At 66.3% G+C, this 11,361-nt stretch carries 6 protein-coding genes; 3 read left to right on the top strand and 3 right to left on the bottom strand.

Features of this window, described 5'->3' with window-relative positions:
* Positions 1 to 4 precede the first annotated feature (4 nt).
* Entirely contained in the window at positions 5 to 778 is a 774-nt protein-coding gene (gene truA, locus EP237_RS02860; RefSeq protein ID WP_127557939.1) for a tRNA pseudouridine(38-40) synthase TruA, read from the top strand.
* Positions 779 to 970: 192 nt separating this feature from the next.
* A complete protein-coding gene (gene selD, locus EP237_RS02855) occupies positions 971 to 3,136 on the top strand; it encodes a selenide, water dikinase SelD (protein WP_127558421.1) in 2,166 nt (721 codons plus the stop codon).
* Here selD and mnmH read toward each other — a convergent pair.
* Entirely contained in the window at positions 3,113 to 4,174 is a 1,062-nt protein-coding gene (mnmH, locus tag EP237_RS02850; protein WP_240661468.1) for a tRNA 2-selenouridine(34) synthase MnmH, read from the bottom strand. The two genes, selD and mnmH, sit on opposite strands and share 24 nt — an antisense overlap.
* 25 nt (positions 4,175 to 4,199) lie before the next feature.
* Positions 4,200 to 5,084 (bottom strand): NAD(P)-dependent oxidoreductase, encoded by an 885-nt coding sequence (locus EP237_RS02845; RefSeq protein WP_127557934.1) that lies wholly within the window; start codon positions 5,082 to 5,084, stop codon positions 4,200 to 4,202.
* A 153-nt stretch (positions 5,085 to 5,237) separates the two neighbouring features.
* Here EP237_RS02845 and EP237_RS02840 point away from each other — a divergent pair, with 153 nt between their 5' ends.
* Positions 5,238 to 7,805, top strand: coding sequence for a cation-translocating P-type ATPase (locus EP237_RS02840; protein ID WP_127557932.1), 2,568 nt, complete (start codon positions 5,238 to 5,240; stop codon positions 7,803 to 7,805).
* An 11-nt stretch (positions 7,806 to 7,816) separates the two neighbouring features.
* On the opposite strand, the gene putA is transcribed toward EP237_RS02840, so the two are convergent.
* Positions 7,817 to 11,281, bottom strand: a complete 3,465-nt coding sequence (putA, locus tag EP237_RS02835) for a bifunctional proline dehydrogenase/L-glutamate gamma-semialdehyde dehydrogenase PutA (RefSeq protein ID WP_127557930.1) — start codon at positions 11,279 to 11,281, stop codon at positions 7,817 to 7,819.
* Positions 11,282 to 11,361: the final 80 nt, after the last annotated feature.

Below are 11,361 nucleotides of genomic sequence, written 5' to 3'. Positions count from 1 at the left end.
GCCCATGCCCCGCTATGCGCTTTTGATAGAATATGATGGCCGGCCCTTCGCTGGATGGCAGCGCCAACCCGACCAGCCCTCGGTTCAGGGGGCCGTTGAAACGGCTTTGTCCCGGCTCGAACCGGATGTGCCTTCGATTGCAACCGCTGGCCGTACCGATGCGGGCGTCCATGCGCTTGGCCAGGTTGCCCACTGCGATATGGCCCGTGAGTGGGATCTGTTTCGCCTGACAGAGGCGGTGAATTACCACCTCAAGCCGCAACCGGTCGCCGTCGTTGCCGCCGCCCGCGTGGCCGACGATTGGCACGCCCGGTTTTCAGCGCTGGAACGGCAGTATCTTTTCCGTCTGATTTCACGGCGGGCACCGATGACCCATGATGTCGGCAAGGTCTGGCAGGTCAAGAACCGGCTTGATGTGGAGGCCATGCGCGAAGGGGCCAGGCACCTGATCGGCAAGCATGATTTCACCACCTTCCGCGCCACGATCTGTCAGGCGGCAAGCCCGGTCAAGACGCTGGACGAGATCAGGATCGAACAGGTTGCCTACCCCTATGGCAACGAGTTCCGGTTTCACCTGCGGGCGCGGTCCTTCCTGCACAATCAGGTGCGCTCGATCATCGGCACGCTGGAACGGGTCGGGGCCGGGTCTTGGGCGCCCGAGGACGTCAGGGCCGCGTTGGAGGCCCGGGACCGGGCGGCCTGCGGACCGGTCAGCCCTCCGGAAGGGCTCTATCTGAATCATGTGTGCTACCCGGAACCTGTTTTCGCGGGTGGATAGCGGGCATGGGGGCGCTGCCCCCGCCGCCTTTCAGGCGACTCCCCTGAGGTATTTGTGCCAAGCTGAAAGGGCGGGCGCGTTAAGGTTAATGGGAGTAGTGTGACGAAGTGTTTACCTTGTCGCGACCATGCGCGGGGTGCCACTGCTGGCCGAGACACGCTATGGCGAGCCTGCCACGAGATGAGGGAACAGATGGGACCGGCCCTGCCAATCGTAACGGATATCGTGCTTGTGGGTGGCGGCCATACCCATGCGCTGGTGCTGAAGGCCTGGGGCATGCGGCCCCTCCCCGGTGTCCGGCTGACGCTGATCAACCCCGGACCGACGGCGCCATATTCCGGCATGTTGCCCGGCCATGTGGCAGGGCATTACGCACGGTCGGCGCTTGATATTGATCTGGTCAAACTGGCCCGGTTCGCGGGCGCGCGGCTGGTGATCGGAGAAGCCACCGGGATCGACCCTGTCGCGCGGCAGGTGACGGTCCCGGATCGGGCCCCGATCGGCTATGATCTTTTATCCGTGGATATCGGCATTCACAGCCGGATGCCCGAGATAAGCGGATTCGACTCCCATGGTATCGCCGCGAAACCGCTTGACCGTTTTGCGGATGCCTGGGCCCGGTTTGTCGAGGGTGGCGGCGGGCCGGTGACGGTGATCGGGGCTGGTGTGGCCGGAGCGGAACTGGCGCTTGCGGCGGTGTTCCGGCTGAGAACCGCAACGGGTGCTGCGGACGTGACCCTGATCGACAAGGGAGACATCCTCGACGGCATGCACCCGAAGGCCCGCGCGCGATTGCTGGCAGAGCTTGCCAAGGCCGGCGTCCAACTTATGCCGAGAGAGACGATTGCCGAGATTTCCCCGGCCAATGTCACTCTCGCATCGGGCAGCGTCTTGCCCTCTGCTTTTACCCTTGGCGTTGCCGGGGCCCGCCCCCATGGCTGGCTTGCAGAAACCGGTCTGACCCTGCATGAGGGGTGCATCACCGTCGATCGGCACTTGCGCTCGGTGTCTCATCCGGAGGTTTTCGCCGCCGGGGATTGCGCCGATCTGGCCTTCGATCCGCGCCCCAAGGCCGGTGTTTATGCCGTGCGCGCCGCCCCTGTCCTGCTGCGTAATTTGCGGGCTCTGGCCATGGGGCGAGAGGATGACCTGCTGCCCTTCCGGCCACAGCGCGATTACCTCAAGCTGATTTCCCTGGGCAGCAAACGGGCGTTGGCCGAAAAAGGTGGGCTCGTCGGGGCCGGGTCCGCGTTGTGGCGCTGGAAGGACCGGATCGACCAGCGGTTCATGGATAAGTTCCGCGACCTGTCGCCGATGGCATCGCCGCGCCTGCCCCGAGAACTGGTAAAAGGCGTCCGGGAAACGCTTGGCGACAAACCCATGTGCGGCGGCTGCGGGGCCAAGCTGGGGCCGGGCAGTCTGAAATCCTCGCTCTCGACCCTGCCGTCAGGGACCCGGACGGATGTCCTGTCGCGGCCCGGGGATGACGCGGCCGTTCTGCAAATCGGGGCGGCACGGCAGATCCTGACCACGGACCATCTGCGCGGCTTTACAATCGACCATGCCCTGCAGGCGCGGATTGCCGCCATTCATGCGCTTGGGGATTGTTGGGCCATGGGGGCAGAACCTCAGGCGGCCCTTGCGACGCTGATCCTGCCACGCCTCTCAGCCGATCTGCAAGCCCGCTGGATGGCCGAGATCATGGCGGAGGCGGCGGCGGTCTTTGCGGCAGAGGGGGCCGAGATCGTCGGCGGGCACAGCTCCATGGGCGATGAGCTGACCATCGGCTTTACGGTGGCGGGTCTGCTGGACGGGCCTGCGATCACGCTGGCGGGGGCGCGGCCCGGAGACCGGCTGTTGCTGACCAAAGCGCTAGGCACGGGCGTCATTCTGGCGGCAGAGATGCAACTGCGCGCGCCGGGGGGCGTGGTGGCCGGGGCCTGGGACCAGATGGCCACAAGCTCTGGTGACGCGGCCCGCATCCTTGCCCCACATGCGACCGCGATGACCGATGTGACCGGCTTTGGCCTTGCCGGGCATCTGCTGAATATCTGCGAGGCGTCGGGCGTCGCGGCCCGGCTGGATCAGGCCAGCGTCCCGGTTCTGCCTGGCGCGACTGCGCTGCTGGCCACGGGTCTGCGATCTACCATCCATGGCGCGAACGAAGCGGCTGTGCTGGGGGCCCTGAACGGGCTCGCGGACCCGATCCTGTTCGATCCGCAGACCTCTGGCGGGTTGCTGGCGGCCGTGCCGGCGGACAAAGCCAATCAACTGATGCGAGACTTTCAGCATATCGGGGAGCCTGTCACCGAGATCGGCGAGATCACCGATGGATCACCCCGGATCGACCTGCGCTAGAACCTGCCCCAATCGGTCCGCAATGGCGGGAAGGGCCTGATCTGTCAGCGCCTCGGCCTCGACCACCGCAGCGGTCGGGGCGTCATCGCGCTTGCGGGCACGGGCATAGGCGGGGTCGTAGTGGTGTACCACCAGCCCCTCGGCCAGCGTCAGCCAATCCTTAGCCTCGACCATGGCACGCCACTGTGCCACCCGTTCGGCCCCAACAAGGGCGCGCAGGCCTTCCAGAAGGCGCGTCAGTTCGGCCGGGTCGGCCAGCAGATCGGCATAGGCGCGCGCAAGGTAGGCCGCGCGAGCGGGCACCGGGGCCTCGACCTCGACCCGCGGCGCGCGGATCATGGCGTGCCACAGGGCAGGCGGCAGGCGCAGCGCACCGATCCGGGCCGATTCCGCCTCGACCACGACGGGCCGGGCGGGATCGAAGCCCCGAAAAGCCGTGATCAGGGCAGATTCAAATCCCTTCTGCGACGGTTGACCCCCCGCAACGGCCCCAAGGATTGACCCGCGATGTCCGGCCAGCCCCTCAAGGTCCACGACCTGCACCCCACGGTCCTTCATGAGCGCCAGAAGCGCGGTTTTGGCGGTACCGGTATTGCCATCCAGCCGGATCAGACGGAACGGCAGATCGCCGTGATAGAGCGCATCGACCACCGCCCGCCGATAGCTGCGATAGCCGCCCTCCAACACTTCCACCCGCCAGCCGATCTGGCGCAGGATGGTGGCGAAGGAATTGGACCGCTGCCCGCCGCGCCAGCAATAGACCAGCGGCTGCCAGCCACCGGGTTTATCCATCAGCTGCGTCTCGATGTGCCGCGCTGCATTTCGGGCGACCAAAGCCGCGCCAATCTTGCGGGCGTCGAACGGGCTGACCTGCTTGTAGATCGTGCCGACGCGGGCGCGTTCCTCATCCGACAGAACCGGAAGCGAGATTGCTCCGGGCAGGTGATCCTCGGCAAACTCAGCGGGCGCGCGCACGTCGATCACGGTGTCGAACCCACGCCACGCTCCGTCCCACAGATCGCCCAGATTGACGCTCACTCTGACTTGCCCCCTGCCCGTGGTCTCAGATCTCTTCGCCATTCATCTTGCGGAACCGCTGGATCAGGCTCGACGTGTCCCACCGTCCGCCACCAAGCTGCTGCACTTCGGCATAGAACTGATCGACAAGCGCCGTGACCGGCAGCGAGAGGCCCATTTCCTTGCCCTGTTCCAGAGCAATGCCCAGATCCTTGCGCATCCAGTCGACGGCAAAGCCATGGGTGAAATGATTGTCCACCATCGTGTCGGCCCGGTTGGCCAGCTGCCAGGACCCGCCCGCGCCCTGACTGACCAGCTTGGCCACCTTCTTGGCGTCGAGACCCGCCTTCATCGCGAAGTAGAGCCCTTCGGAAATGCTTTGCACCGCGCCCACGATGCAGACCTGGTTGACCATCTTGGTGATCTGGCCAGATCCAACGGGCCCGAAATGCTCGATCGCCTTGGCGTAGGCGTCCATCACCGGCACCGCCGCCGCGAAGGGGGCATCCTCACCGCCGCACATGATGGCCAGCTGACCGTTCTCGGCGCCCGCCTGCCCGCCCGAGACCGGCGCGTCGACCCAGGCGATGCCCTTGCCCGTGCCCACCTCTGCCAGCTCGCGCGTCACGATGGCCGACACCGTGGTGTGATCGACGAAGATCGCGCCCTCTTTCATGCCCGCGAAAGCCCCGTCCTCGCCCAGAACCACAGACCGCAGGTCGTCGTCATTGCCGACACAGGCCATCACGAAATCGCAACCGGCCACGGCCTCGCGCGGGGTCGCGCCATGCGCGCCACCATACTGCGCCGCCCATTTTTCCGCCTTCGCCTTGGTGCGGTTGTAGACTGTCACCTCATGCCCGGCGGCCTGCAGATGTCCCGCCATCGGGTAGCCCATCACGCCCAGACCCAGAAACGCCACTTTCGCCATGTCTCATCCCTCCTGATGCGGCGCGCATCCGCGCCTTTGCCCCTTCATCGCGGGATATCGGGGCGGGGGCAAGCCCGGGCCTGCGTTGATATTGGTCAAAGTCATCGGCAGGGTTCCGGCCTAGGGTGACGTCATCCAGTGCAGGACCAGCCCATGAACGATCCCTTCTCCACCGGCCTGACCAGTGCCGAGGCCGCGCGCCGTCTGGCAGAGCACGGCCCCAACCGGCTGGCAGAAACACGGGCGGTTTCACCGCTGCGCATCCTTGCGCGCCAGTTCGCGGGGTTCCTGGTGCTGGTGCTGATCGCGGCCATGGTCGTTGCCGCGGCACTTGACGAGGTGATTGACGCGCTGGCCATCGGGCTCGTGGTTTTGCTGAACGGGATCCTCGGCTTCGTGCAGGAATGGCGCGCCGAAACGGCGCTGGCCGCTTTGCGCAGGATGCTCGACCCAAAGGCACGGGTGGTGCGCGACGGTCAGCAGCAGATGATCGAGACCTCGGCCATCGTGCCCGGCGATCTGGTGGTGATGGAGGCGGGCGACCGGGTGCCGGCAGACATTGCTCTTCACATCGCGCTGCAACTCAAGGTCGATGAAAGCGTGCTGACCGGGGAATCCCTGCCGGTCGACAAATCGGGCGAGGACGCGACGGTCCACATGGGCACCTCGGTCGTGGCAGGCCGGGCCGAGGGGATTGTGACCGCCACGGGCAGCCGCACCCAGTTCGGCCAGATCGCGGAACTGACGGGATCGGTGGGGGAAAAGCAGACCCACCTCACCCGCCAACTCAGCCACCTCGCCCGCCAGATGGGCTTCGCCGCCATCGCGCTTGGCGGGGCGGTGGTGGCGGCGGGGCTGATCGTGGGTCAGGACCTGCTGGACATGTTCATGACCGGCCTGTCGCTGGCCGTGGCCATCGTGCCGGAGGGCCTGCCCGCCGTCGTCACGATCACGCTGGCGCTTGGGGCCTCTGCCATGGTGCGCCATCACGCCTTGGCCCGGCGATTGCAGGCGGTGGAGACACTCGGCGCGGCGTCCGTCATCTGCACCGACAAGACCGGAACACTAACGGAAAACAAGATGACGGCGGCGCGCGTCTGGCTGCCGGGAGATCGCTCTTTCACGGTCACCGGCACGGGCTACGACCCCTCGGGCCATATCGAAGGGCCAGAAGGCGCGCTGCGCCATGGTGACGATCCGGTCCTGTCCGAGCTGCTGGATTGCGCGATGATCTGCAACCACGCCAGCCTGCGGCAGAAGGCCGGTGAGTGGCAGATGGTGGGCGAACCCACCGAAGGCGCGCTGATGACGCTGGCCTACAAGGGATGGGCGCCCCTGCCCGACCCGGCCTCTGTGCAATCGGAACAGGCGTTTTCATCCGAGCGCAAACGGATGAGCGTGGTCTCTTCCCGCCAGGGTGGCCCGGTGCTTTATGCCAAGGGCGCGCCCGAGGCGATCCTCGATGTGTGCACGCAGGTCGCGGGGCCGGAAGGGCCAGTGCCCATGGTGGGCGCCGCCCGGCGGATCATCGAAGACGCTTATACGCACATGGCGGGTGAGGGACTGCGGGTCATCGCGCTGGCCTCCTCCCCGGTCGACGGCAAGGACGCGGCAGAAGAGAACCTGACTTTTCTGGGCCTCGTGGGCCTCATCGACCCGCCAAGGCCGGAAGTGCCCGCCGCTGTCGCCGCCTGCCGGTCTGCCGGTATCCGCGTGATCATGATCACCGGCGACAGCCCGGTCACGGCGCAGGCCATCGCCCATCAGATCGGGCTGCCGGTTGCGCAGGTGGTGACGGGCGACCGGGTGGACGCAGCAAGCGATAGTGACCTGCGCGCGCTGCTGGCGCAGGACGTGGTCTTCGCGCGCACCGCCCCCGCCCACAAGATGCGGCTGGTCGAGGCGTTGCAGGCCGAAGGCCAGATCGTGGCCATGACCGGCGACGGGGTGAACGACGCACCCGCCCTGAAACGTGCAGACATTGGCGTCGCCATGGGCATCCGCGGCACCGACGTGGCCAAGGACGCTGCCGACCTCGTTCTGCTCGACGACAACTTCGCCACCATCCTGCGCGTGGTTCGTGAAGGCCGCCGCCAGTTCGAGAACGTGCAGCGCTTCGTGCGATACCTCCTGTCCTCCAACGCGGGCGAGGTCGTGGCGATCCTGGTCAATCTCTATCTCGGCGGGCCGCTCATCCTGCTCGCCACGCAGATCCTTTGGATGAACCTTGTCACCGATGGTGTGGCCGCTGTGGCGCTCGGGCTGGAGAAAGCCACCAAGGACCAGATGGAGGACCCGCCGCGCCCGATGAATGCGGGCATCGTGGGGCGGGCGGGTCTGGCGATGATCCTCGTGCTCGGGGCCTATGCGGGGGCAGCTACGCTGTGGGTGTTCTACACGCTGCTGCCACAAGGTGAGGACATCGCCCGCACCGCCGCCTTCACCACCCTTGTGGTGTTCGAGGAGGTGGCCGTTTTCGCTTTCCGCTCGTTCCGGCAACCGTGCTGGAAAATCGGGCTCTTCTCCAATCCCCTTCTGCTGCTCGCTCTGGTGGCGATGATCGCCGCGCAGCTGGCCGCCATCTATTGGCCGCCCCTGCAACTGCTGCTGCATACCGTTCCGCTCGGGGCCGCGCATTGGCAGATGATCGGCCTGCTGGCCCTACCATTGCTGCTGGTGCCCGAAGCGGTGAAGACGGTGATGGTCTGGCGGGGCCGGTAGGGCCCCACCCGTCAGCTTGCCGCCGCCAGAAGCGAGGCATTGCCGCCCGCCGCCGTGGTGTCGATGCAGACGTGTCGCTCCAGCCGACACATCGCCGCCAGATCAGCGCGGGAGGCGAGCGGGATAAGCCGCCCCTCGCGCGCGGCCAATGCCGTGCGGATCGCGCGGGCAGGCACCTCCGGCCCGTCATAGGCGACCACGGCGAAGCCCTGCAGATCGGTCAGCACCTCGGCCTGTAACACCCCGTCGATCTCCGCCCCCGGAGCGACGGCCACGGCCTTGCAGCCCGCCCATTCGGCGATGCGCACCTGTTCGGCCGCCGCTTCCTCGGTCGGGCCGAGGCACAGGACCGTGCCGCGCGGGAAGATCGACAGGCGGTTCGACTCGCCGGTGGGGCCCGGCAGGCTCTCGGTGCTGCGCCGTTTCAGCGTATCGGTCACCGCCCTGTCCAGCGCCGCCTGCACCTGCACCGGATCCGCGCCCTTGCCGCCACGAGCAGGCGCCGTGGGCGTGCTGACCGCGCGGAACCGGGCCACATAGGCCGGCCCGCCCGCCTTCGGCCCAGTGCCAGACAGCCCCTCACCCCCGAAGGGCTGCGATCCAACGATGGCCCCGATCTGGTTTCGGTTGACGTAGATATTCCCCGCCTTCACCGCCTCGGTGATATGCTGCACCCGGTCGTCGATGCGGGTATGCAACCCGAAGGTCAGGCCAAAGCCCTTGGCATTCACGTCGGCAATCACCTTGTCGATGTCGCTCGCCTTGAAGGTCGCCACATGCAGGACCGGGCCGAACACCTCTTTGTCCATCTCTCCGATGCCGGTCACCCTGATCGCGACCGGAGCGAGAAAGCTGCCCTCCTCCGGTGCGGCAATCTCGTGCAGCACCCGACCCTCGGCGCGGGCCTTGGCGACATAGGCTGCGATGTCGTCGCGGGCCGGGACCGAGATGATCGGTCCCAGATCGGTGGCCGGATCCCACGGGTCGGCAACGGACAATTCGTCCATCGCGCCTTTCAGCATCTTCAGGAACGAGGGCGCGATATCCTGCTGGACGTAGAGGCAGCGCAGGGCCGAGCAACGCTGGCCCGCCGACTGGAAACTCGACGCCACGATATCGCGCACCGCCTGTTCCGGCAGGGCGGTGGAATCCACGATCATCGCGTTCAGACCGCCGGTTTCAGCAATCAGCGGCGCGTGGGGGGCAACCTTGCCGGCCATCGCCCGGTTGATGCGCTGCGCGGTCGCGGTGGAGCCGGTGAAGCACACCCCCGCAACGCGGCTGTCGCCTGTCAGCAGCCCGCCAATCCGGCTGCCCTTGCCCGGCAAGAGTTGCAGCGCATGGACCGGTACGCCCGCCTCATGCATCAGCCGCACGCCAAGCGCGGCCATCAGCGTCGTGGTTTCCGCCGGTTTCGCCAGAACCGCATTCCCCGCCGCCAGTGCCGCCGCGATCTGGCCGGTGAAGATGGCCAGCGGGAAGTTCCAAGGAGAGACACAGGTGAAGATGCCGCGCGGGGCATCCTCGGTGGCCTGATCGGCGTAATAGCGCAGGAAATCCACCGCCTCGCGCAGCTCGGCCACGCCGTCCATCAGGGTCTTGCCAGCCTCACGCGTCAGGACGGCAAAGATCTCGCCGAAATGCGCTTCATAAAGATCGGCGGCCCTGAGCAACGCCGCCCGACGTTCCGCCGCAGGCGCATCCCAGACACGGGCGGCGTTGAGCGCGGTTTCCACATCCGCCTCCGTCGCCTCGGACACGCGCCCGACGATCTCGCCCGGTTTGGCGGGGTTCATCACATCCTCGGCAGTCTCGCCCTGCACCGGCCCGGCCAGCACCGGCTCCGCCTGCCACTGACGATCCGCGAAAGGCGCGCGGGCGGCCTCGATCGCTGCCAGATCATCGCGGGAATGGAGGTCGAACCCTTTGGAATTCAAGCGCTCTCCGAAGAGACGCGGCGGCGCGATGACGCCCGGCGCAGGCGTCTTCGCGGCCTCTGCCAGTTGCTCGAACGGGTCGGCGCCGACCACCTCTGCGGGCACGTCTTCATCCACGATCTGATTCACGAAACTGCTGTTTGCGCCGTTTTCCAGCAAGCGCCGGACGAGATAGGCCAGCAGGTCGCGATGCGCACCGACCGGCGCATAGATCCGGCAGCGAGTGGCGTTGCGCTTGTGCAGGATGTCATGCAGCGCCTCTCCCATGCCGTGCAGGCGCTGGAATTCGAAGGCGTCGAAATCCTCGGCCATATCTAGGATCGCCGCCGCCGAATGGGCGTTGTGGGTGGCGAATTGCGCATAGATGCGGTCGGAATAAGACAGCAGTTTTCGCGCGCAGCAGAGATACGCCACATCGGTCGCCGGTTTGCGGGTGTAGACAGGGAAGCCCGGCAACCCCTCGACCTGCGCGCGCTTGATCTCGGTGTCCCAATAGGCACCTTTCACGAGGCGGACCATGATCTTGCGGTCAAGCTCCGTTGCTAGTGCATTCAGCCAGTCGATGACACCCGGCGCGCGCTTGCCATAGGCCTGCACCACCACGCCGAACCCGTCCCAACCGGCAAGGCTGTCGTCGCGCAGAACCGCCTCGATCACGTCGAGCGAGATGTCGAGACGATCCGCCTCCTCCGCGTCTATATTGAGACCCATGCCGGCGGACTTGGCGTCCTGCGCAAGCTCCAGAACACGAGGGACCAGTTCGATCATGACCCGATCCGATTTGGGGTCCTCATAACGCGGATGCAGGGCCGACAGCTTGATCGAGATGCCGGGGTTGGCGCGGATGTCGTCATGCCTGGCCTCGGTCGCGAGCTTGGCAATCGCGCCCTTGTAGGCGGCAAAGAAATGGTCGGCGTCATGGGCCGTCATCGCGGCTTCGCCGAGCATGTCATAGGAATAGGTGTAGCCCTGAGCGGTGCGGGATTTGCCGCGTTTGACGGCCTCGCCGATGGTCTCGCCCAACACGAATTGCTGGCCCATTTCCTTCATCGCACGGCCCACGGCGACGCGGATCACCGGCTCTCCCAGGCGCTTCACGGCCCCGCGCAGGGTCGCGGTCAGGCCGGGTTCGGCGTTTTCTTTCAACACCTTGCCTGTCAGCATCAGCCCCCAGGTGGAGGCATTGACCAGTGAAGACGTGGAGCGGCCCAGATGCTTGCCCCATTCCGACGGCGCGATCTTGTCTTCGATCAGCGCATCCATAGTGTCCGCGTCGGGCACCCTGAGCAGCGCCTCGGCCAGACACATGAGCGCGACCCCTTCCTCGGTCGACAACCCGTATTCGGCCAGGAACACCTCCATCAGACCCGGTTTGCTGTCATTGCGGATGGCATTGACAAGTTCGGCGGCAGAGGCGGCCATGCGGGCGCGAGCCGCGCTGTCGGGTGCATGGGCGCGGGTCAGACGGTCGAGCAGACGGGCCTCATCGGCAAGATGGTCGGCGCGGATGGTCTGACGCAGATCGGCAAGGGGAGTCATGGCGAACCTCAACGTGAAGAGATGGCCAAATCTAGCATCTTCGTAAAAGTCAGGTTGCCTTTCCTTGTTGAAAATTCCGT

It is taken from the genome of Nioella ostreopsis, from assembly GCF_004000255.1.
In the GTDB taxonomy this organism is placed as follows: Bacteria; Pseudomonadota; Alphaproteobacteria; order Rhodobacterales; family Rhodobacteraceae; genus Nioella; species Nioella ostreopsis.
This window is presented reverse-complemented; position numbering and strand designations above follow the sequence as displayed.